Here is a 23,347-nt window from a genome sequence, read left to right on the forward strand (position 1 = left end):
AGGCAGTGGGTAACCAGATGACGCAAGCGCAAGTCGTTGAAACCAATGATATGCCGATCCGTGCGATCGGCTTCACCATCCTGTTCCTGGTGTTCGGTGTGTTCGGCAGCTGGGCCGCCTTGGCACCGCTGGACAGTGCCGCACTGGCGCCGGGTGTGGTGACGGTCAAGAACTATCGCAAGACGGTACAACACCTGGAGGGCGGGATCGTTAAGGAGATCCTGGTGCGTGACGGCGTACAGGTGCAGGCCGGCGATCTGCTGCTGGTGCTGGATGATACCCAGGCGCGGGCGGAACAGGAGATCCTGCGCGGCCAGCATATGGCTGCCAAGGCGTTGGAAGCGCGGCTGATTGCGGAACGTGATGGACTGGAAACGGTGGCCTATCCGGATCTGCTGCTGGTTGACGACGCTCGTGCCCGTGAGGCGATGGAGAACGAGAATCAGCAGTTCAATGCCCGCAAACAGCAGCGTGAAGGCGAGATCGAGGTGCTGGAACAGCGTGTCGGCCAGCTGGAGACCCAGAGCCGTGGTCTCGATGCGCTGATCCGCAGTAAGCGCCAACTGGTTGCCTCCTATGATGAAGAGATTGGCGACAACAAGGCACTGCTGTCGCAGGGTTACGTCGACAAGCAGCGTTTGCGCGACGGTGAACGTCGCAAAGCGACACTGATTGGTGAGATCGCCGAGCACCAGTCCTCCCAGGCGGGCATCAAGGTCAAGATCGGCGAAACCCGTTTGCAGATCCTGCAGTTGAACAAAGAGTTCCGCTCCGAGGTGGTCAACCAGCTGACCGAGACCCAGACCCGTGTCTTTGACCTGCAGGAGCGGATCGCGGCGATCTCCGACCGAGTTCGCCGCTCTGAAGTGACCGCGCCGGTAGCCGGCATGGTACTGGGGATGGAGATCCACACCGTGGGCGGCGTTATCTCGCCGGGGCGGCCGATCCTGGATATCGTGCCCGATAACGAAGAATTGATCGTCGAAGCCCAGGTATCGCCGAACGATATCGACCGGGTCGCGCCGGGCCTGACCGCCGATATCCGCTTCAGTGCCTTCAAGAGCGCGACCACCCCGGTAATCGAGGGCCGTCTGCTCAACCTGTCGGCCGACCGGCTGGTCAATGAGGAGACCGGCATGCCGTATTACCTGGCCCGGGTCGAAGTGACTGAAGAGGGCCGACAGCTGTTGGGTGACTTGAAGCTGGTGCCGGGCATGCCGGCCGAGGTGCTGATCAATACCGGTGCCCGTACCCTGCTGGAATACCTGGTACAGCCTGCCACCAATGCCTTTGCCCGTTCGATGATCGAGGACTGATAGGACATCATGCGTAAGTCCCTGTTTACCGCCGTTTGTGCCGCACTCATCTCGATGCCGGCACAGGCGGTCAGCCTGCTGGAACTGTACAACGAAACCATCGATGCCGATCCGCGACTGCTCAGGTCGGCGGCCCAGGTGAACGTGGGCGAAGCCCAGTCCGAGCAGGCGTTCGGTGCTCTGTTGCCGCAGGTCTCGATGCAAGGCACGCTGACCGACACCAAGCGTGACGTGATCGATAGCGGCTCCTCCGACAGCTTCAAGGGCGAGAAGTACAGCCTGGTGGTCCAGCAGCCGCTGTTCGACAAGAGCAAGTGGGAGAACAACGAACGCTACGACTACCTGGCGCAGCAGCGTGTCGAGCAGTTCAACGAGACCAAGGCCCTGGTGGCGGTGGACGTGGTCACCCGTTACATGGAAACGCTGGCCGCGCAGGATAACCTGCAGCTGATTCGAGCCGAGCGGGAGGCCACCGCCAAGCAGCTGGCCCAGTTGCGTTCCCGTTACGAGCGCCAGCTGGCGGTGGTGACCGATGTGCTGGAGGTCGAGGCTCGGCTGGATGGTATCGATGCCGACGAGATCGCTGCCCGCAACAAGGTCAGCATCGCCCGCGAGGCGCTGTCCGAGCTGGTCGGCCACCCGATCGAGGGCGAACTGGAACGGCTGCAGGACCAGATCGACTACGTCGAAAACGGCATGTCGCTGGAACAGTGGATTGCCGACGGCCTGAAAAACAACCCGACCCTGGCATCCCTCCAGCAGGAGATCGAGGCAGCCCGTGCCTCCGTACGCCAGGCGCGCGCCGGACACCTGCCGACACTGTCGATGCAGCTCAGCGCGCAGAAAAGCGATATCGGCTTTGAGAACTCCTCGGCGCCACGCACCGAGACCTACGTTGCCGCGTTGAACTTCTCGATGCCGCTCTACAGCGGCGGCAGTACCAGTGCCCGGGTGGACGAGATGCACGGGCAGTTGGTGGTCAGCCAGCAGACCTACGAAGAGGAGAAGCGCAAGTTCCTGAAGGAGATCCGCGAGGCCTACCTGAATACCGAAGCCAGCTGGGCGCGGACCCGGGCGGCGCACAAGGCGGTGCTGTCGGCGCGCAAGTCTCATGAAGCGATGCAGCGCGGTTTCGAATACGGCACCGTCACCGTGGTCGATGTACTGGACGCGCTGCGTGAACAGTACCGCTTTACCCGCGATTTCAAGCAGTCCCAGTACGACTTCGTTATCTATCGGATGCAGTTGCTGCAGAAGAGCGGCAGCCTGACCGAAGCCGATATCCGGATGGTCAACCAGTGGCTTGAGGCGCAGGGGTGAGCTGCCGCTGATGCCCCAGATTCTGCACGTCTTCAAGACCGGCTATCCGAAATCGTTCGGCGGCGTCGAGCAGGTTATCTACCAGCTGGCGCTGAGCACCTGTCAGCAGGGATTCGGCCATGAGGTGCTGATTCTGCACGATGGCCCGGAATACGAGCTGCACCAGCGGCCCGAAGCCCGGGTGCACTGCGTACCGGCCAGCCTGGACCTGCTCTCCACGCCGATGAGCTGGGCCTATCTGCGTCACTATCGGCAGCTGGCCCGGCGGGCCGACCTGATCCACTACCACTTTCCCTATCCGTTTGCCGACCTGGCGCATTGCCTGTTCAATTCGGGCAAGCCGTCGCTGGTGACCTATCACAGCGATGTGGTCAAGCAGAAGATCGCCAAGCGGCTGTATGCGCCGCTGATGCACCGCTTTCTGGGCTCGGTGGAGCGGATCGTGGCCACCTCCGACAACTACGTGGCCAGCAGCGAGGTGCTGCAACGTTATCGCGACAAGACCCACGTGGTGCCGCTGGGCATCGACGAAGCCAGTTATCCGCGGCCCGACGAGTCACGGGGTGAGCAATGGCGCAAGCGGGTTGGCCAGGGTTTCTTCTTCTTTATCGGCGCGTTGCGTTACTACAAGGGGTTGCACGTGCTGATCGAAGCGGCCCGCCAGACCGGTTTGCCGGTGGTGATCGGTGGTGCCGGCGGCATCGAGTCGGATCTGCGCCAGCAGGCGGCGGGGCTGGATAATATCCACTGGACCGGCTTTCTGTCCGAGGAGGATAAGGCGGCCCTGTTCAGGCTGTCCGGTGCCTTCGTGTTCCCCTCGCATCTGCGCTCGGAAGCGTTCGGCGTCGGCCTTCTGGAGGCGGCGATGCACGGCAAGCCGATGATCAGCACCGATATCGGCACCGGCACCAACTTCGTGAATCAGCACGACGAGACCGGGTTGGTGGTGGCGCCGGATGATCCGGCAGCATTGGCGCAGGCGATGCGGCAGCTGGCCGGGGAGCCGGTGCAGGCCGAGCGCTTCGCGCTGTCGGCGCGTAAGCGCTACGAGGCGCTCTTCACCGCTCAGCGGATGGGGGATGCCTACAGAGAACACTACCTGCAGCTGATTGGGCGTTCGGCAGACGAATGAAATTCAGTGGTGAGTCATGGAGCACTCATCAGTATTGTTTCCCGCTCCATCTTTGACCGAATGACTGACGTGAAATGAAGATCATTACCAACGTGGCATCGCTTATGCCCCCGTTGACCGGTATCGGACACTACACCCGGGAACTGCTTTCGTTCCTGCTTACGCATCCGGAGGTCGAGGATATTCGGGGGATGTCGCCGGTTAAATGGTATGAACGGGAACAGTTGGCGACGTTACTGGAGCCTGATTCGAGCTGCGCCGGTTCTGACAGCGAACCCGCCAAGCGATTATTGCGCCAATCGATCCGTGGCCAGCTGGTGAAGGTCGCCCGGCGGGTGCCGTTCGCCCGGCGCGCCAAGCAGCTGCTGGCCGAGCGTACCGCCCGGCGCCGTGCCGCCGAGTGCGATGGCTATCTGTATTGGGAACCGAACTACCTGCTATTGCCGGTGAGCAATCCGGCAATCACCACCGTTCATGACCTGTCCCATATGGTTTATCCGCAGTTCCACCCCGCAGAGCGGGTAAAGCTGCTGGATCAGCAGCTGGGAAACAGCTTGCGGCAGGCGAAACGGGTGGTGGCGGTATCCGAGTATACCCGCCTGCAAATTGAGCAGGCGTTCGATATCCCGGCAGCGGAGATCGCCCTGGTGCCGCCTGCGGTCGGCGATCCGTTTCGCCTGCCGCATTCGACAGAGGCATTGGCTGGTGCACGGCAGCGCTACGGCCTGCCTGATCAGTACGTACTATCTGTCGGTACACTGGAGCCGCGCAAGAATGTCGAAGGGCTGATCCAGGCCTACGCGGCCTTGCCGGCTGCTCTGCGGCAGGGGTTCCCGCTGGTGCTGGTAGGCGCCAAGGGCTGGATGACCGAGAAGCTTGAAGCGCTGCTGGCTCCGATGCTCAAGCGGGGCGAGGTGATTCGGCTGGGTTACGTTGCCCAGCAGGACCTGCCGTTGATCTACGCGGCGGCCAGCTGTATGGGATACGTCTCGTATTTCGAGGGGTTTGGCATGCCGATCGCCGAAGCGATGGCGTCCGGTACGGCGGTCATCACCTCCAACACCAGTTCGATGCCGGAAGTCGCTGGCGGCGCAGCACGGCTGGTGGATCCAAGCGATTGTGATGACATCAGCCAAGCCCTGTTGACCGTACTCGAAGATGATCGGCTACGCCGGGAGATGGAACAGCGCGGGCGTGACATCGCCAGCCAATATACCTGGCAACGTTCCGGCGAAACCCTGTTGACGGAGTTCAAGCGACTGGCCCAAGCCTGAAGAGTGGCGGGCCGGATTGAATCGTTCGAAGTTATGATCGCAAAGCTTAGAGAAGAAGATAAACAGCAGCATTTCTGGTACAGCTTTTTTATCCTGCTGGGCTGTTCCCTGGTTGTACCGCTGCCGCTGGCGTTGGCCACCACTTTCCTGGTCGGGTTGGCGAAAGAGATATGGGATCACTACCGGGGCAGTGGCTTCTGTTGGTACGACATGCTGGCAAACCTGCTGGGCATGGCCTTTGCCTGGCCGTTGGCGCTGGCAATCTGATGCGTAGGAGTAATGCGTGAATAAAGCACTGCTGATCAACTTTGTCCGGCAGGACCTGATCGACCGCTACTCTGGCTCCCTGCTGGGCGGCGCCTGGTCCTTTGTCATGCCGCTGGTAAACATCCTGATCTTCGTACTGATCTTTTCGAAGATCATGGGGGCCAGGCTGGAGATACTGGGCGCCGAGTTTGCCGAATACAGCTACAGCATTTTCCTAGTGACCGGGATTCTGGGTTGGAACGCGCTGTCCAATACCATCTCCCGGGTAACCAATGTGTTCAGCGACAAGGCGTCGCTGATCGGTAAGGTGAACATCTCGTTGGTGGTGATGCCGGTGTATATCGTGCTGACCGAAACGATCATCTTTGCAATTTCCTACCTGTTCTTTATGTTTTTCATCCTGCTGATCGGCTTTCCGCTCAGTTGGCATTTTCTGCTGATTCCGCTGATTTTCGTGGTACAGCAGCTGATGGCCTACGCACTGGGGTTCATCTGTGCGGTGCTCAGCGTCTTCTTCCGTGATATCCGGGAGTTCGTCAGCGTGATCCTGCAGCTCTGGTTCTGGCTGACGCCGATCGTCTATGTGGTCAATATCCTGCCCGAGAAGGTAAGGATATTCTTCATGCTCAACCCGGCTTACCATCTGGTTACCGCTTACCGGGACCTGGTGATGTACCAGCGGATGCCGGATTGGACCGCGCTGTCGATACTGTTTGCCACCTCGGCCCTGCTGCTGATGCTGGGGGTATGGATGTTCAGGAAACTTGAGCGGGATATTCGCGACTTTATTTAAACGCTATGACTATGATTCAGGTTTCAAATCTGCACAAGCGCTTCAAACTCTACAGGAAGCCCTCGGACCGTCTGAAGGAGATGCTGATGCGGCGCTCCTATCATCAGAGCTTCGAAGCCCTGAAGGGGATCTCGTTCGAGCTGAAAGCGGGCGAAACGCTCGGCGTGCTTGGCAAAAACGGTGCCGGTAAGTCGACCCTGCTGAAGATCCTGACCGGCGTACTGTTGCCGGATGCGGGCGAGATCCGCAAAGAGGGCAAGATCACCGGCCTGCTCGAGCTGGGCACCGGCTTCGATGCCAGCCTGACCGGCTTGCAGAACATCTACGGCAATGGCCTGCTGATCGGTATGAGCCGCGAGGAGATCGAACAGTCGCTGGACGATATCATCGCCTTCTCCGAACTCGGTGAGTTCATCCATGAGCCGATCCGCACCTACTCGTCCGGCATGACCATGCGGCTGGCGTTCTCCATCGCGATACACGCCAACCCAAGTTGCTTCCTGGTTGACGAGGCGCTGTCGGTCGGCGATGGCCACTTCCAGCAGAAATGCATGCGGCGGATCAAGCGGTTCCGCGAACAGGGCGGCGGCATCATCTTCGTCTCCCATGACCTTAACGCGGTAAAGATGCTCTGTGATCGCGCCATCGTGCTGGATCAGGGCGGGGTGGTCTGCGAAGGCTCGCCGGAAGACGCGGTCAACCACTACAACCGGATCATGGCCGAGCTGGACGAGCAGGAACAGCAGCTGGTCAAGGCGGCCAACGGTGCCGAAACCTATGGTTCGCTGAGTGCAGAGATCATCGACTCGCAGCTGCTGGGTGAGCGTTCGGCCAGCAATGTGGTCGCCGCAGGTGAAAACACCCGCATCGAACTGAAGATTCGTGCCAACGAACCGGTGGATGACCTGACGGTCGGCATTCTGGTTCGGGACCGCTTCGGCCAGGATATTTTCGGCACCAACAGCTACCACCTGGGCGAAGTGATGAGGTTGCAGGAAAGTGAGGAGCAGACCATAGCCTTTACCCTGCCGATGGATATCGCGCCTGGGAAATATACCGTGACGGCGGCGCTGCACAGCCAGGAAAACCATATCGATGACTGCTACCACTGGTGCGACAACCTGCTGCGCTTCGAAGTGGCTGGGGTCTTGGGCGCCAACTTCTCCGGTGTCTGCCGGCTACACCCCACCCTGGAAATAGAATCTAACAAGATGGATAGAGTGGCCAACCTCTATGACTAAGCAAGCCCCGCAACTGGACATTGAACAGATCCTCGACAACGTGCGTAAGGAAGCCGCCGAACTGGAGCTGGTACAGTCCGACCAGGCGGCTGTTCCGGTTGACCTGTCGCAAGCGGTCAGCCTGCCGGAGCCCAAGCTGTCCAGCCTGAACCGTTTTGTGATCAAATCCGAATACCAGCTGCACGAGCTGCTGCGGTTCGACGATATGCAGTTTGTCGCCAACGCCTTTCGCGGCATCCTGCAACGGGAACCGGACGATGCCGGTCTGGACGGTTATACCGCCTACCTACGTAACGGCGGCAGCAAGGAACATCTGCTGGCCGACCTGCTGATGTCGGAAGAGGGGCAGCAGCGTGGCGTCAAGATCAATGGCCTGGAGTGGCCGATCGCCCGCCACAAGCTGCTGAAGAAGACCGGTCCGCTGGCCCGGGTACTGCGGGTGGTACTGGACCGGATCGATCTGCTGCTAAAGCCGTGGAAGAAGGACGGTCCGCAACTATCCGATATCAGTGCGGTCGAGATGGCGGCGGTGGAAAACCAGCAGCGGCTGATGGCCGGCTTGCAGCAGGAGATGGGCCGTATCCTGGCGCGCATCGACCGGCTGGAAGGGCGGCTGGACACTGCCGGCGCAGTGGCTTCCGACGTTGCCCTGGTACGCCAGGAGCTGCGCTACCAGCAGCGCAACCTGAACCTGATGTTGGACGAGCTGCGTCAGCCGGAAAACCTGCAGCATGCCAAGGCGGTCGCGACCGCACATGCCGACGACCAGATGGACGCCTACTACGTGGCGTTCGAGGATGCCTGCCGGGGCACGCGGGAGCAGATCCGCGCGGCGATGGAGGTCTACCTGCCTTACCTGCAGGCGCTCACCGAGCGTGGCGAGACCCGTTTGCTGGACCTGGGCTGCGGCCGTGGCGAATGGCTGCAGCTGATGCGGGAGCAGGGCTGGCAGGTGCAGGGCATCGATATGAACCGGGTAATGGTGCAGCAGTGCCAGGAAGCGGAGCTGGAGGTCAGCCAGGCCGACGCGCTGGCTCACCTGCAGAGCCTGCCGGAGGCCAGCGTAGACTTGATCAGCGGTTTCCATATTATCGAGCACCTGCCGTTCGCCACCCTGTTCGGGGTGTTCAATGAAGCGATGCGGGTGCTGACGCCGGGCGGCCGAATCCTGTTCGAAACGCCGAACCCGGAAAACCTGCTGGTGGGTAGCCATACCTTCTACCATGATCCGACCCATCGCAATCCGGTAACGCCGACCTCGGTCGAGTTTCTGGCCCGCTACCACGGCTTCGTGGACGCCGAAATCATCCGCCTGCACCCCTATCCGGAGGAGGCGAAAGTGGCCGGTATCGATCCGCTCACCGAACGGGTCAACGGCCACCTCTGCGGTCCGCAGGATTACGCCATCATGGCGGTCAAGCCGGAGGTGCAGGCATGAAGGTGCTGGTGACGGCGAATATCGTACCCTTCATGCCGGGCGGGGCCGACTACCATATCAACGGTGTGGCTCGCGAACTGAAACGGGCGGGGCACGAGGTCGAGTTGATCCGTTTTCCGTTCCGCTTCTCGCCCGAGGCCGATATCGAGCAGCTGATGGCCTATACCGAAACCCTGGATCTCAACCGGCTGAACGGGGTCGAGATCGACCGGGTGATCAGCCTGCAGTTTCCCGCCTACGGCGTGCAGCATGACCAGCACGTGGTCTGGATCATGCACCAGCACCGAGCAGTCTACGAACTGTACGAAAAGCAGGCGCAGACGCCGCCGCTGCAGCAGCTGAAGCACAAGGTCCAGGATTTCGACGGCCGGGTGTTGGGCCGTGCCAAGCAGCTGTTCGCCAACTCCCAACGGGTGGCTGACCGGCTGCAGCAGTACAACGGCCTGAGTGCCAAGCCGCTCTACCATCCGCCGCATATGGCCGAGCAGTTCTACTGCGAAGAGGACCTGGGCTATATCTTCTGCCCCAGTCGGTTGGAGCGCCTCAAGCGGCAGGACCTGCTGATCGAAGCGATGCAGTACTGCAAGACACCGGTGAAGGCGATCATCGCCGGCGACGGTGGCCAGCGTGCCTACTACCAGGGGCTGGTGGAGCAGCTGGGGCTGGAAGACCGGGTCAAGCTGATCGGCAAGTTCACCGAGGCCGAGAAGTTCGCCTACTACGCCCGAGCCCTGGCGGTGTTCTTCGCGCCGTTCGATGAGGATTACGGCTACATCACCCTGGAAGGGATGCTGTCCGGCAAGCCGGTGATCACCTGCGAAGATTCCGGCGGTCCGCTGGAGTTCGTCCGCGATGGCGAAAACGGTTTCGTCCTGCCGCCGCAGCCAGAGGCAATCGCCGAAAAGCTGGATCAGCTGTATGCCGACCGCAAGCGGTCCCGAGAGATGGGCCAGCAGGCGCGTGCCGATTACGACCGGCAGCAGATCAGCTGGCAAAACGTGGTGGATAGCCTGCTGGCGTAAGCCCCGGGACTGGCGGATTGATGGTATGAAGATAGCGATTGTTGCGCCGAGCCCGGTACCCTACACGGTCGGCGGTGCGGAAAAGCTCTGGTGGGGGATGTTGCAGAACCTCAACCAGCGCGAAGGATATGAAATCGAGCTGGTCAAGGTTCCGTCGCCGGAGCAGGATTTCTGGCAGTTGATGCAGAGCTACCGGATGTTCAGCGAAATGGATCTCAGCCATTTCGATCAGGTGATCTCCACCAAGTATCCGGCCTGGATGGTCAACCACCCGAATCATCACTGCTACCTGCAGCACAAGTTGCGTGGCCTGTACGATACCTACCATTTCAGCGGCCAGCCGCTGGAACTACAGGAACAACCGGCGGCTTTACAGCCACTGTTGAAGCTGATGGAACAGCCGGAATTCCCACACCAACGATTGCCGGAATTCTGGGCCGCCCTGCAGCAGGCGCGCGAGTCTCTGCCCGAGGAGCTGTTCGCGTTCCCCGGGCCGCTGACCCGCAAGATCGTCCACTTCCTCGATTCGGTGGCCCTACGTCCCGGCTCGATCAAACGTTACAGCGCCATCTCGCACAACGTCGCCAGCCGGCAGGACTATTTTCCTGAAGGTGTGCCGGTAACGGTGATTCACCATCCGTCCGACCTGCCGGCGTTGGACAACAGCGGCGACGACTATATCTTCACCATCAGCCGGCTGGATGGCCCGAAGCGGATCCGCCTGCTGATCGAAGCCTTTATGCGCACCCGGGGCGATATGGAGTTCCGCATCGCCGGCACCGGTCCCGAGGCCGAATCGCTGCGGGAGCTGGCGGCGCCTGACCCCCGAGTCCGTTTCCTGGGCCGCATCAACGATGCCGAGGTGGTGCGCCAGTACGGTGGCGCCCGCTTCGTGCCCTTTATCCCTTACGACGAGGATTACGGCCTGATCACCATTGAGGCGATGCAGGCCGGTAAGCCGGTGATCACCACGGTTGATGCCGGCGGGGTCAACGAGTTCGTCGAGCAGGGTGTCAGCGGCTACTCGGTCGACGTGGATGCCGATGCACTGGCCGACGCAATGCAGCGGCTGATGGATGATCGGCAGCTCGCTGCACAGATGGGTGAGAATGCGCGCCAGAAGGTCGCCCATGTACGTTGGGATATCACCCTGGACCGGCTGCTGGCCGAACCGGAACCGCTCGAACAGGCCGGTATAACGGTAAAGGCGGAGAGACCTCGACCGCAGCTGGTGGTGGCGCTTAACTTTCCGGTCTGGCCGCCACGCGGCGGTGGCCAGAGCCGGGTCTACTACCTCTATCGCGAAGTGGCCAAGTTCGCCGACGTCACCCTGGTCACCCAGACCGACAACCCGCAGGACGAGAAGTCGCTGCAATTGTTGCCGGGCCTGAAGGAGCTGCGGGTGGCGAAATCGGGCGAGCAGCTCGCGTATGAGCTGCAGTTACGGGATGAACTGCAGGCCTCGGTGACCGATATTGCGGCGATCGAAGGTTACCGCAAGTCGCCGGCCTATCTGGATACGCTGCTGGCGGCCAGCCGCAGTGCCGATCTGGTGATCGCTTCGCACCCCTATCTCTACCGCGCGATTCGCGATGTCTATCGCGGGCCGCTCTGGTACGAGGCCCATAACGTCGAACTGGATATGAAGCGGGCGGTACTGCAGCAGACAGAGCCGGCTGCGGCCGAACCGTACCTCGAACAGGTCCACTCGGTGGAGCAGGCCTGCTGCCGCGACAGCGAGCAGATCCTGGTGTGCAGCCGGGAGGATGCCCAGAGGCTGGCCGAGCTCTACCAGATCGACGAGGCGAAAACGCTGGTGGTGGCCAACGGCGTGGCGTTGGATAAGACCAGCTTTACGGACGGCAGCAGCCGTCAGCGTCATAAACGTCGGGTCGGCTTGGCGGGCCGTTTCGTGGCCCTGTTCATGGGCAGCTGGCACGGGCCGAATATCGAGGCGGTTGAGTGGATCAAGTCGGTGGCGCCGCGCTGCCTTGAAGTCGATTTCATGGTGTTTGGTAGTGTCTGCTCCCATCCGGTCTGTGACGATCTGCCAGCCAACGTCTATACCTTGGGCCTGCTCAGTGACGAAGAAAAGAGCGTCTGGCTGGGCACCGCCGATCTTGCGCTCAACCCGATGACCAGCGGCTCCGGCACCAACCTGAAGATGCTGGATTATGCCGCCGCCGGCCTGCCGATCCTGACCACCGAGTTCGGCAATCGCGGCCTGGAGTTCCGGGCTGAGAAGGATCTGCTGATCGCACCGCTGGAGCAGTTCGAACAGCGGATCAGGGCGATGGCGACTGCGCCCGAGCAGCTCGCCGGATTGGTCGACAGTGCCTACCGGCATGTTCAGCGCGGCTTTGACTGGTCGGTGATCGTCGAATCCATGCGTGAGCGGTTATTGAAATTGTAGGGGCGGATCAGCGTAACTGGCTGCGGCGGTGGCGCATGGCAATCTTGTCGCGGTCAGAGCCCGCTGCTACGAATCCCCTCTGTCGTAGCAGCCCGCTCCGAGGGCGACAGCTACGGGCCGTGCCAACCCTGTCGCGGTCGGAGCCTGCTGCTACAGGGTTCCGTACTTCGTAGCAGCCCGCTCCGAGGGCGACACCTTTGGACCGTGGCAATCTTGTCGCGGTCGGAGCCCGCTGCTACAGGGTTCCGTACTTCGTAGCAGCCCGCTCCGAGGGCGACAGCTGCGGGCCGTGCCAACCCTGTCGCGGTCGGATCCCGCTGCTACAGGGTTCCGTACTTCGTAGCAGCCCGCTCCGAGGGCGACACCTTTGGACCGTGCCAACCCCTGTCGCGGTCGGAGCCCGCTGCTACGGGTTCGCGTCTCGTAGCAGCCCGCTCCGAGGGCGACAGCTGCGGACTGCGCTAGGACTATCGCGGTCGGATCCCGCTGCTACAGGGTTCCGTACTTCGTAGCAGCCCGCTCCGAGGGCGACATCCGCAGGCCATGCAACCCTGTCGCGGTCAGTACCCAAGGGGCATGCCAAGCCCGCTGCTACAGGGTTCCGTACTTCGTAGCAGCCCGCTCCGAGGGCGACGCCTTTGGACCGTGGCAACCCTGTCGCGGTCAGTACCCAAGGGGCATGCCAAGCCCGCTGCTACAGGGTTCCGTACTTCGTAGCAGCCCGCTCCGAGGGCGACAGCTGCGGGCCGCGCCAACCCTGTCGCGGTCAGTACCCAAGGGGCATGCCTAGCCCGCTGTTACAGGAGTATGCGTCGTCGTCAGGCGTTTAGTTTCCCGCCGCGATCTTCAGGATCTAACAATTCCCTGCAAACAGACATAAAAAAATCCCCCGGCGGGCCGGGGGATTTCAATCGATCCTACCTCAGTTCGATCGGTCCGATCAGACGAAGACCCCTTCGCTGAAGTCGGTCAGGGTCGTCCCGGTGATTTCGATCAGGTAATCGTTCTCGCCGAAGCTGTTATCGGCATCCGCATCGATCGCGATCCAGGAAGTGCCTACCAGGTCACCGGCATCGGCGGTAACGATAGCGGCCGCCTGATCATTGACGACATCCAGGTCGAAACCTGCGCCGGATACGTTCAGCAGGGCGTTGATATCCTCCACCAGGGTGCTGTCGGATACGGCCCCCGTTACCGATGTGTTGACGATGTCGACCGAGAAGTCGAGTTCGATGCGATCCGCCAGTGCGCCGTCGAAGGTCGCACCGTCGATCACATAGTCGTCGGACGGCTGGTAGAAGCCATAGCTGTTCTCGCTAACGCCGTTTGCGTCGACGGTGTTTTCGAACTCGCTGATCAGATTCCAGTTGGCATCGTACTCTGAGGTGTAGCTGCCATTACCGTCGGTGCCGCTCCAGGTTTCCGTCTCGGTGTAGCCGATCAGGGTGACGCCGTCCTCCGCAAAGACCTCGGTGATGGTCTCCATCAGGGTGCCGGACTGCTCCACACCGTTTACATCCATATAGGTGTAGCTGCCGCTGATCATATTCATATCGGCATCGTATTCGGCGGTCAGGGTACCGGTGCCGATCTCCTCGGAGAACTCTTCTACCGAACTGTAACCGATCACATTGCCGGACCCGTCGAGGTTCGCGGTGGTGGTTTCGGTGCTGGTCGCGGTCATCGGCGCACCGGTCTCGTCGGTGTACTGCTCGGTCTCGTTCTCGACGCGACTGAGCAGGGTCCAGTTGGCATCGAATGTCTCTTCGACCGAGCCCTCGCCCTCAGCGTCCGACCACTGTGCGGTAGTCAGGTAACCGCTCAGGGCGCCGAACTCGTCGTACTGAGCCGCCATGCTGTGGCTGTGCGTATGCGTTTGCTGCACGCCGTTATCGTCGATGTAGCTGCCACTGAAGCTGCCGTTTTCACTGATCAGGGTACCGTCAAGGTCCTGCTCGGCGGTGTAGGAACCGTTGCCATCGGTGCCGGACCAGATATCGCTGATCGTGTAGCCGATGACGGTTACCCCATCTTCCGCATAGTTCGGCGTGGTGCTGAGGTTACCTTCACCGGACTGCTCGACACCATACTCGTCGATATAGCTGTAAGTGTAGGGGCCGTCGCTGTTGCCTGGCTCGCTGCCGGCACCCTCGTCACCGCTACCAGTCTCGCTGATCAGGTTCCAGTCGGCATCGTATTCGGCAGTGTAGCTGCCACTGCCATCGGTACCCGACCATTGATCGTAGACGGTGTAGCCGATGATGGTCACCCCGTCTTCCGCATAGTTCGGTGTGGTGCTGAGGATACCTTCACCGGACTGCTCGACACCGTTCTCGTCGATATAGCTGTAGTTGTAGGGGCCGTCGTTGTCGCCGGGCACGCCGGCAGTACCTTCGTCACCACTGCCGCTTTCGCTGATCAGGGTCCAGTTGGCATCGTATTCGGCGGTGTAGCTGCCGCTGCCGTACTCGTCCGACCACTCGTTGGTGGTGGTGTAGCCGGTCAGTTCGCCGTTGCCATCAAAGTTGGCTGTGGTGCTGTAGCTGTGTGTAGCGGTCTGCTCGACGCCGCTCTCGTCGATGTAGCTGTGGCTATCGCTGCCGCTTTCGCTGACCAGGTTGCCATTGGCGTCGTACTCGGCGCTGTAGCTGCCGCTGCCGTAGCTGTCGGACCACTCGTCGCTGATGGTGTAGCCGGTGTACAAACCACTTTGGTCGTAGTTGTAGGTGGTGCTGTGGGTATTGCTGCCGGTCTGCTGCTGGCCGTTTTCATCGGTAAAGCTGTAGCTGCTGCTACCGCTCTCGCTGATGATGTTCCAGTCGGCGTCGTATTCGGTGGCATTGCTGCCGCTGCCGTAGCTGTCGGACCACTCATTGGTAGTGGTGTAGCCGATCAGTTCGCCACTCTCGTTGTAGTTGTTGCTGGTGCTGTACTCGTTGATGCCGGTCTGCTGCTGACCAAACTCGTCCGTGTAGCTGTAGGTGTTGCTGCCGCTGTTGGCGATCTCGTTCCAATTGGCGTCGTACTCGGCGGTCGAGCTGCCGCTGCCGTACTGGTCCGACCAGCTGTTTTCGGAGGTGTAGCCGGTGATTGCTCCGGACTCATTGTAATGGGTGGTTTCGCTGTAGCTGTAGCTGGCACCGTTGGATTCGGTGTTGCTGCCACTCTGGCTTAGCAGATTGCCCGCTGCATCGTAGGTGTAACTGTTCACATACTCGCTGCTGACCTGCTGGCCGTTCCAGTCGGTGTAGCTGTTGCTGCCGCTGTAGGTCTCGGTGTACTTGACCAGATCGCCATTGCCGTCGACGTAGTACTTGGTTTCACCGCCCCAGTTGTCGGTTTCGGTGTAAACGGTGTACTCGCCCTCGGTTTCGTTCGGCAACTGGTCGAAGTCGAAGCTGGTGTCGGTGACGGTCCAGCTGTTGTCGTAGGTGGTGGTCTTGCCGCCTTCTGTGATGCTGGTGGAGACCATGTTCCAGTTGGCATCGTACACGGTGGTTTCCGAGCCGCCATCCCAGGTGTAGGTGGAGGTGTGGCCGGTCAGGTCACCGTTTCCATCATAGTTGTGGACGGTTTCATAGCTGCTGGTGCCGGTCTGCTCTACGCCGTTCTCGTCGATGTAGGTGTAGCTGTTGCTGCCGCTGCTGCTGAGCTCGTTCCAGTCGGCATTGTATTCGGCGGTATAGCTGCCGCTGCCGTACTGGTCCGACCAGCTGCTGGTGGTGATGTAACCCGTCAACACATTGAATTCATCGTAGATGGGGGTGGTGCTGTCGGTGTAGGTGGAGCCGTCTGAGCCGGTGCTGGTGTTGCTGTAGCCCAACTCGTTTCCATCGGCATCGTAGCTGTAACTGTTTACATACTCGTTGGTGACCTGCTGGCCGTTCCAGTCGGTGTATGTATAGCTGCCGCTGTAGGTTTCGGTGTATTTGACCAGCTCGCCGGTCGTACTGTCGGTGTAGTAGGTGGTCTCACCGCCCCAGTTGTCGGTTTCGGTGTAGACGGTGTACTCACCTTCGACCACGCCCTCCTGTTCGCCGAAGTCGAAGCTGGTGCCGGTCACTTCCCAGTTGCTGTCGTAGGTGGTGGTCTTGCCGCCTTCGGTGATGCTGGTGGAGACCATGTTCCAATTGGCGTCGTACTCGGTAGTTTCCGAGCCGCCATCCCAGGTGTGGGTGGAGGTATGGCCGGTCAGATCACCGTTCTCGTCATAGTGGTGGGTTTCACTGTGGCTGCTGGTGCCGGTCTGCTCGTCGCCGTTCTCGTCGATATAGGTGTAGCTGTTGCTGCCGCTGCTGCTCAGCTCGTTCCATTCGTCATCGTATTCGGCGGTGTAGCTGCCGCTGCCGTACTGGTCCGACCACTGGTTGGTGGTGGTGTAGCCGATCAGCTGGTCGCTTTCGTCGTAGTTGAGGGTGGTGCTGTAGCTGTAGGAGGAACCGTCGGAGCCGGTGCTGCTGCCGCTGTTGCCCAGCTCGTTGCCGTCAGCGTCGTAGGTGTAACTGTTCACATACTCGCTGGTAACCTGCTGGCCGTCCCAGTTGGTGTAGCTGTAGCTGCCGCTGTAGGTCTCGGTGTATTTAACCAGCTCACCGGTAGTGCTGTCGGTGTAATAGGTGGTTTCACCGCCCCAGCTATCGGTTTCGGTGTAGACGGTGTACTCACCTTCAACCACGCCCGCCTGCTCGCCGAAGTCGAAGCTGGTGTTGGTCACTTCCCAGTTGCTGTTGTAGGTGGTGGTCTTGCCGCCTTCGGTGATGCTGGTGGAGACCATGTTCCAGTTGGCATCGTACTCGGTGGTTTCGGAGCCGCCGTCCCAGGTATGGGTGCTGGTATGGCCGGTCAGCTCGCCGCTCTCGTCGTAATGGTGGACATTTTCGAAGCTGCTGGTGCCGGTTTGCTCATCGCCGTTCTCGTCGGTGTAGGTATAACTGTTGCTGCCGCTGCTGCTCAGCTCGTTCCAGTCGGCGTCGTATTCGCCGGTGTAGCTGCCGCTGCCGTATTGGTCCGACCATTCGTTGCTGGTGGTGTAGCCGGTCAGCTCGCCACTTTCGTTGTAGTTGTAGGTGGTGCTGTAGCTGTAGCTGGAACCATCCGACTCGCTGTTGCTGCCGCCGTAGCCCAGCAATTTGCCGTTGGCATCGTAGGTGTAGGTGTCAACGTAATCGCTGGTTACCGCTTCACCTTTCCAGTCGATGTAGCTGTAGGTGCCGCTGTAGGATTCGGTGTACTTGACCAGGTTGCCGTCGGCATCAGTGTAATATTTGGTTTCGCCGCCCCACTGGTCGGTTTCGGTGTAGACGGTGTACTCGCCTTCCACTTCGCCGGACAGATCGCCCAGGTCGGTCGAGGTGCCGATAACGTTCCACTCGCTGTCGTAGGTGGTGGTCTTGCTGCCTTCGGTGATGCTGGTGGTCACCATGTTCCAGTTGGCGTCGTACTCGGTGGTTTCTGAGCCGCCATCCCAGCTGTAGTTGGTGATATAACCGGTCACCGTGGTGCCGTTGGAATCACTGTAAATCGTGGTCACACCGAAATCATCGGTGTAGCTGTAGGTACCGTCGCCTTCGTCGACCAGCAGGCTGGGATCGATGGTGCTGGAGGTGAAGTTGTCGTCCGCATCGTAGCTGACTACCTTGCTGCCGTCGGAATAGCTGTAGCCGACGAACTGGCCGGTGGCGTCGTATTCGTAGGTATAGCTGTAGGAGACCGTATCACCCGCTTCATTGAGGAACTCTTCGGTCCACTGCTCTGTATAGCCGGTTACGTCGCCGCTGCCATCAACATCGTAGGTGTAGACAACACCATCATCCGTATAGGTGTAACCGATAACGGTAACACCGTCTACATCCAGAATCTCATCGGCTACTTTACCGTCATCTGTGTCGGTATTCGCGCTAATGGAAACTACATTCCAGTCAAAGTCATATTGGGTTACGAAGTAACCGTCATCTTCGATATAACCGGTTTCGTTTTGAGTTAACATTTTAAAATCCTTCCAATCCGAATAAGTTTGTTAGTTAAACTAAAAAGTTATCCGCAGTTAAATCGTCGATATTGAATCCTGACAGTTTAATCAGCGCTGTTTCAGTGCCGTTATTGGCCAAATCAGTTGAGTGGTAGACAGTGGCGATTCCATTGTTATCGGAGTCGGCAATCACGATGAAACCTTCCGTTGCGACAACATCGGTATCAGTTGCGATCGCGCTGGCAGCATCGGCGATCGATACCTCTGTCGAGGTAAATACGAAAACGTTATCGGCCGAAAAATCGGAGGTCAGGGTCACCGCTGTTGTGATTGAATCGGTGAGACCTGCGATCGCAGAAAAGTCCAGCACATCGCCGCCGCTGACAGCGGCGCCGCCTTTAAAGCCGATCACGGTGTCGGTGCCATTGCTCGTCGCGGTGATATCGATTTCTGCCGAAGCCGATGAGCCATCGGTGATATCGATGGTGTCGTTGCCTTCCGAGCCGTTAATGGTGTCCGCGCCGCCGTTGCCGTAAATAATATCGGCGGAACCGGTGCCCAGGATAATATTCGCGCCGCTGTCGCCGGCCGTGATCGCACCCAGCCCGGCGAAGTCGATGACGATGCCGGTTTTGCTAGCGCCGGTTACCGCCGAGGCATTACCGCCGGAGAACGCGGCATTACCCAGGGTGACGGAAACATTGGACAGGTCGTTACTGTTGGCGTGTGCGGCGGCGTTGCCGGAGAAGCTCAGCGTTGCAGTGGTGTCGCTGGCCCGTACCACCGAGGCGGTCAGGCCGCTGGGGACGTTGCCGAAGGAAACGCCGGACAGCGCCTGGCCGTTACTGCCGGTAAAGGTATCGCCGGTCAACGTCAGGGTCGCGGTCACAGTGATGCTGCCGTCGTTAGCGACACTCTCGGTGAAGTGGTCACGATCGTAGGCAAGCGAGCGCGGGTCGGCGAAATCGATCGCCAGGTTGTTGGTGGTCGCGCCGGTCACTTCGGATGCATCGCCGCCGACAAAGGCGGAATTGCCCAGCGTGACGGTCAGGTTGGAAATATCATTGGCATCGGCATGGGCGGTGGCATTACCGGTAAAGCTCAGCGTGGCCGTGGTGGCGCTGGCCTTGACCAGCGAGGCGGTCAGGCCGGTCGGTACGTTGGCGAAGCTAGCCCCGGAGATCGCCTGACCGTTGGTGCCGGAGAAGGTTTCGTTGGTCAGGGTCAGTGTGGCGGTGGCGGTAATGGAACCGTCGTTGCCAGCCGCTTCGCTGAAGCTGGTTTGGCTGTAGGACAACGACTTGGCGACCGGGTCGGCGAAGTCGATGGCGATGCTGTCGTTGGTCGCGCCGGTCACCTCCGATGCATCGGCACCGACAAAGGCCGAGTTGCCCAGCGTTACCGTAATATTGGAGATGTCGTTGGCGTTGGCATGGGCCGCTGCGTTGCCGGTAAAGCTCAGCGTTGCCGTGGTGGCGCTGGCCTTGACCAGTGAGGCGGTCAGGCCGGTCGGCACATTGGAGAAGCTGACCCCGGAGATCGCCTGGCCGTTGGTACCGGTGAAGGTCTCGTTTTCCAGCGTCAGCGTGGAGGTGGCGGCAATCGAGCCATCGTTGGCGTTGGCTTCGGCAAAGGTGGTACGGCTGTAGGACAACGATTTGACCACCGGGTCGGCAAAGTTGATGGCAATGCTGTCGTTGGTGGCGCCGGTTACCGCCGAGGCGTCCCCGCCGACGAATGCGGTATCACCCAGGGTAACGGTGACGTTGGCGATGTCGTTGGCGTCGGCATGGGCGGCAGCGTTACCGGAGAAGCTGAGTGTGGCAGTGGTGGAGCTGGCCTTGACCAGCGAGGCGGTCAGGCCGGTCGGCACGTTGGAGAAACTGACGCCGGAGATCGCCTGACCGTTCGAGCCGGTGAAGGTATCGCCGGTCAGTGTCAGGGTGGAGGTGGCGGTGATCGAGCCGTCGTTGGCGTTGGCTTCGGCAAAGGTGGTCAGGTCGTAGTTCAGCTCCTTGCTGTCGGCATCGGCAAAATTAACAGACAGGTTGCTGGTGGTGGCACCACTGACTGCAGAGGCGTCGCCGCCGGTGAATGCGGTATCGCCCAGGGTGACTGTCAGATTGTTGATGCTGTTGGCATCGGCGTGCGCGGTAGCATTGCCGGTCAGTGCCACAGTCGCCGTGGTGCTGCCGGTCTTGGTGACGGTCGCGGTCAACCCGGTCGGCACGTTGCTGACCACGGCGCCGGCCAGCGCCTGGCCGTTGGTGCCGGTGAAGGTTTCCCCGCCGGACAGGGTGATGGTGGCAACGGTCGAGATCGAGCCGTTGTTGGCGGAGGCTTCGACAAAGGTATCCGGGCTGTAGGAGATGCCGATCGACGGGGCACTGGAACCACCGCCGCCGCCGCCAATGGTACCGGTCTCTTCCTCGGTTTCCTCTTCGGTCTCTTCACTAGGCGGCAGGGCGGCGACGGCTTCCTGCAATGAAGTGAGGTCGCCCTGGGATACCGCCGTTTTCAGGTTACTGATCTCGTCCGGGCTTTGCATCCCGCCGAGCAGGTCGCCAAACGAGGTTGCGCTGAAGATCTCCAGCACCGAATTGTCGGTTACCGAGGTTTCCACCACCTCGGTGGCGAATTCGATGATGTCGAACAGGGTGGCACCGGCCGGTGCACTGTCCATCAGGTCGGCCAGCTCGCCGGACGCCGGCAGCAATGCCTGGACCGACTCCGGGCGCTCTGACGCCATATTGGTCAGCGTACCGGTCTGGGCGATCTGGCCGGTAAAGCTGGTTGAGTCGGTGGAGGTGTCCACCTGTGACAGCATCGCGCGACTGACCGAGGCCGCGACATCGCCGCTGTAGGTCAGGTTGTTGGTGGTAACGTAGCTCGTGAATTCATTGGCGATCTCGGCTTTCGCATCCACCAGGGCCTTGTCTTCGCCCTGAACGGCACCGTTCAACACGTCCAGCATCAGCGTTGCCGCGCTCAGCTCGCCAGTTGCCAGCTTATCGCTATAAAAGCTCATGCCTTCATCGTCAGGGGTGCGACCGAGCAGCTGGTCGTAGATCGAGTTGATCAGATTGGCAGGCTCTGGGTTGGTACCGTAAAGCGACTGAGATTCGGCGGAATTGGCAAAGGCTTCGATGATGCTGTCCAGGCCTTCGTCGCCCAGCCTGTCGCCCCAGTAGCTCAGGCCGGCCGGGTCGGCGGGGCGACCATAATAGGCGATGTAGATCTGTTGAATCAGTGCGGTTGTTTCCATAAGTCTCTGTTCCCGGTTTGTACCCGTTGCGAAGGTGACTGCACTAACAGCCGGCGACCTTAGCTGCCTGTCGCGATCTCTTCGCTTCTATTTATGTCAAATCTTTATTTAATGAGCGTTTCAGAAGTCTTTTGGTTTGGTTTTTAAGCCTGAGTCTGGGCGGTAATTTAAAAGTTGACCCAATATCCACAGTTGCTGGTGGTTCGGTTGCTTTCTGCGCCATCTGCTTATTTCGGCATCAATGACCTAAGCCGCAGAAACCATCGCCACCGGGTATCAATATTCGTTTAAGTAAGCTGTCTTAAAAACGAACAGGAAAGCCCAGGCCAGCGGGACGGACGCTAGCCTATAGAGGGGTACTGAAACGCAAGTAAAAAGAGGGGGAGAAGCGCTCAATGAGCGCCCGATTGGGCAACATGTGGCATAGGTAGCTAGCGAAAAGATCAGGTGTCGTTCGATAGCTGTGCCCCGATCCAATGATGGCCAAGGGATGATAGTGGGGCTGTATAGTCATTCTTGCACCGTCCAATGTTAGCCATTGATAAGCCTACCTCTCCCGCCCTGAACGACGGCAGGTACCTATAAAGTAAGCCTACGTGCGACAGCAGTAATAACTACCACCGCAAGATGCCTGTTACCTGGCAGCTGCATGCCGGGCTTCATAATCTGAGTACACTATAGCCAAGCCGATAGGTAATTTTGAAGAATAAACTTTGACTTTCTGCGACGTATCGTCAGATTCCAAACGGCTGTTTAAATTTCTTGCCGGTTTTTGGTTATTCGGGATATATCAGAAAGTGTTGTCGCATAATCGTAGAGCATTGGAACCAGGCGCTATTGTGTTCGCGGAACAGTGCTTGCAGTGCGTTTTTGCCCTGTCTCGGATGCGCGTCCCTTGGACTAGACTTCACCAATAACGACGGGCAAGGGGGCCGTGATGGCAACGATTACGCTGGGGGATAGCGGTATCGATCAGCGACAGGAAACGCTGCTGGTGGGTGAGGTGGTTACCTTCAATTCATCGTTGATCGAGATTCAATCAGCTGATGGATCAGTGTTTCGGGTAACCGGAACATTTGATGCTGGTGGTAACGGTACGATCACCGGATATGCATTCTATATGGCTGGCGGGGCGGTTCAGTTCGAGGTGAGCGGGCTGAACCTGAGTACGGTGGATTACTACACCTACGCGAATCAGGGCGATATTTCCGGCCTGTTCGGCTTTGCCTTTGGTGGCGCCGACTATCTCAATGGCGGTAGTGGCAATGATGTACTGATCGATACCCAGGGCAGTGACCAGGTATTCGGCAATGCCGGTACCGATACCCTGGTGCTGGACAGCAGCTTTGCAGAAAGCCTGATCGATCTGCTGGAGGACGGCACTGTCAGCGTTTCCCACAGTGGTGAAACCGACCTGCTGGAAGGGATCGAACGGCTACTGTTTTCCGATCAGATGGCGCTGGCTTTCGATATCGAAGGCATTGCCGGACAGGCTTACCGGATCTACCAGGCCGCCTTTGACCGCGCCCCTGACCAGACAGGGTTGGGATACTGGATCAGCCAGATGGACGGCGGCATGCTGATCGAGGAGGTGGCTGCCCGCTTTATCGACTCCGATGAATTTCGCAGCCTCTACGGCGATAACGTCGATAGCGAGGCATTCCTGACCGCCGTTTACAACAACGTCCTGCACCGCGACCCCGACCAGGGCGGATTGGAGTGGTGGTTGAACGAGATGACGCAGGGTAACCATGACTACGTCTCGGTGCTGGCTGGCTTCTCCGAATCGGCGGAGAACCAATTGCAGGTTAGCGGGCAGATTGCCGATGGGATTGAGTTCAGCTTTTGGGGAACTTGAGCCGTCTGGGCTTTGCGTTGCCAGCAGCTCCATTGGAGCT

At 59.8% G+C, this 23,347-nt stretch carries 13 protein-coding genes; 11 read left to right on the forward strand and 2 right to left on the reverse strand.

The window, feature by feature from the left end; all coding sequences use genetic code 11:
• Positions 1-17 precede the first annotated feature (17 nt).
• The 10 genes from K6T12_RS09310 to K6T12_RS09355 all read left to right on the forward strand — a co-directional run bounded on the left by K6T12_RS09310 (position 18) and on the right by K6T12_RS09355 (position 12,216).
• Entirely contained in the window at positions 18-1,316 is a 1,299-nt protein-coding gene (locus K6T12_RS09310; RefSeq protein ID WP_222221736.1) for an HlyD family type I secretion periplasmic adaptor subunit, read from the forward strand.
• Positions 1,317-1,325: 9 nt separating this feature from the next.
• The gene (locus K6T12_RS09315) at positions 1,326-2,636 is read left to right on the forward strand and encodes a TolC family outer membrane protein (RefSeq protein WP_222221738.1); all 1,311 of its coding nucleotides are present in this window, start codon (positions 1,326-1,328) and stop codon (positions 2,634-2,636) included.
• 10 nt (positions 2,637-2,646) lie between these two features.
• Entirely contained in the window at positions 2,647-3,768 is a 1,122-nt protein-coding gene (locus tag K6T12_RS09320; RefSeq protein WP_222221740.1) for a glycosyltransferase, read from the forward strand.
• Positions 3,769-3,842: 74 nt separating this feature from the next.
• Positions 3,843-5,042 (forward strand): glycosyltransferase family 4 protein, encoded by a 1,200-nt coding sequence (locus K6T12_RS09325; protein WP_222221742.1) that lies wholly within the window; start codon positions 3,843-3,845, stop codon positions 5,040-5,042.
• 33 nt (positions 5,043-5,075) lie between these two features.
• Positions 5,076-5,309: a YfiM family protein gene (locus tag K6T12_RS09330; protein ID WP_222221744.1), complete on the forward strand. Its 234-nt coding sequence runs from the start codon at positions 5,076-5,078 to the stop codon at positions 5,307-5,309.
• 16 nt (positions 5,310-5,325) lie between these two features.
• Positions 5,326-6,102, forward strand: coding sequence for an ABC transporter permease (locus K6T12_RS09335; protein WP_222221746.1), 777 nt, complete (start codon positions 5,326-5,328; stop codon positions 6,100-6,102).
• A gap of 86 nt (positions 6,103-6,188) precedes the next feature.
• Positions 6,189-7,343, forward strand: coding sequence for an ABC transporter ATP-binding protein (locus K6T12_RS09340; RefSeq protein ID WP_255611647.1), 1,155 nt, complete (start codon positions 6,189-6,191; stop codon positions 7,341-7,343).
• Entirely contained in the window at positions 7,336-8,781 is a 1,446-nt protein-coding gene (locus K6T12_RS09345; RefSeq protein ID WP_222221750.1) for a class I SAM-dependent methyltransferase, read from the forward strand. The genes K6T12_RS09340 and K6T12_RS09345 overlap by 8 nt, the downstream gene beginning before the upstream one ends.
• Entirely contained in the window at positions 8,778-9,803 is a 1,026-nt protein-coding gene (locus K6T12_RS09350) for a glycosyltransferase family 4 protein (protein ID WP_222221752.1), read from the forward strand. The genes K6T12_RS09345 and K6T12_RS09350 overlap by 4 nt, the downstream gene beginning before the upstream one ends.
• A 25-nt stretch (positions 9,804-9,828) precedes the next feature.
• Positions 9,829-12,216 carry a glycosyltransferase family 4 protein gene (locus K6T12_RS09355; protein WP_222221754.1) on the forward strand — a complete coding sequence of 796 codons (2,388 nt, stop codon included), beginning with the start codon at positions 9,829-9,831 and terminating at the stop codon, positions 12,214-12,216.
• Positions 12,217-13,156: 940 nt separating this feature from the next.
• Here the strand turns inward: K6T12_RS09355 and K6T12_RS09360 are convergent.
• Both K6T12_RS09360 and K6T12_RS09365 read right to left on the reverse strand, forming a co-directional pair.
• Positions 13,157-18,202, reverse strand: a complete 5,046-nt coding sequence (locus tag K6T12_RS09360) for a hypothetical protein (RefSeq protein WP_222221756.1) — start codon at positions 18,200-18,202, stop codon at positions 13,157-13,159.
• A gap of 34 nt (positions 18,203-18,236) precedes the next feature.
• A complete protein-coding gene (locus tag K6T12_RS09365) occupies positions 18,237-21,449 on the reverse strand; it encodes a DUF4214 domain-containing protein (RefSeq protein WP_222221758.1) in 3,213 nt (1,070 codons plus the stop codon).
• A gap of 937 nt (positions 21,450-22,386) precedes the next feature.
• Between K6T12_RS09365 and K6T12_RS09370 the strand changes: the two genes are divergently transcribed.
• Complete coding sequence (locus tag K6T12_RS09370) at positions 22,387-23,307, forward strand: DUF4214 domain-containing protein (protein ID WP_222221760.1); 921 nt, start codon at positions 22,387-22,389, stop codon at positions 23,305-23,307.
• Positions 23,308-23,347 lie beyond the last annotated feature (40 nt).

Source organism: Marinobacterium arenosum (assembly GCF_019795155.1).
Taxonomy (GTDB): Bacteria; Pseudomonadota; Gammaproteobacteria; order Pseudomonadales; family Balneatricaceae; genus Marinobacterium_C; species Marinobacterium_C arenosum.

What these genes read in the sequence shown, in the direction of transcription:
- K6T12_RS09325 (WP_222221742.1), top strand. Translation starts at nt 3,843, where the DNA reads ATGAAGATCATTACCAACGTGGCATCGCTTATGCCCCCGTTGACCGGT.
- K6T12_RS09355 (WP_222221754.1), top strand. Translation starts at nt 9,829, where the DNA reads ATGAAGATAGCGATTGTTGCGCCGAGCCCGGTACCCTACACGGTCGGC.
- K6T12_RS09330 (WP_222221744.1), top strand. Translation starts at nt 5,076, where the DNA reads ATGATCGCAAAGCTTAGAGAAGAAGATAAACAGCAGCATTTCTGGTAC.
- K6T12_RS09315 (WP_222221738.1), top strand. Translation starts at nt 1,326, where the DNA reads ATGCGTAAGTCCCTGTTTACCGCCGTTTGTGCCGCACTCATCTCGATG.
- K6T12_RS09320 (WP_222221740.1), top strand. Translation starts at nt 2,647, where the DNA reads ATGCCCCAGATTCTGCACGTCTTCAAGACCGGCTATCCGAAATCGTTC.
- K6T12_RS09310 (WP_222221736.1), top strand. Translation starts at nt 18, where the DNA reads ATGACGCAAGCGCAAGTCGTTGAAACCAATGATATGCCGATCCGTGCG.
- K6T12_RS09340 (WP_255611647.1), top strand. Translation starts at nt 6,189, where the DNA reads ATGCGGCGCTCCTATCATCAGAGCTTCGAAGCCCTGAAGGGGATCTCG.
- K6T12_RS09370 (WP_222221760.1), top strand. Translation starts at nt 22,387, where the DNA reads ATGGCAACGATTACGCTGGGGGATAGCGGTATCGATCAGCGACAGGAA.
- K6T12_RS09350 (WP_222221752.1), top strand. Translation starts at nt 8,778, where the DNA reads ATGAAGGTGCTGGTGACGGCGAATATCGTACCCTTCATGCCGGGCGGG.
- K6T12_RS09365 (WP_222221758.1), bottom strand. Translation starts at nt 21,449, where the DNA reads ATGGAAACAACCGCACTGATTCAACAGATCTACATCGCCTATTATGGT.
- K6T12_RS09360 (WP_222221756.1), bottom strand. Translation starts at nt 18,202, where the DNA reads ATGTTAACTCAAAACGAAACCGGTTATATCGAAGATGACGGTTACTTC.
- K6T12_RS09345 (WP_222221750.1), top strand. Translation starts at nt 7,336, where the DNA reads ATGACTAAGCAAGCCCCGCAACTGGACATTGAACAGATCCTCGACAAC.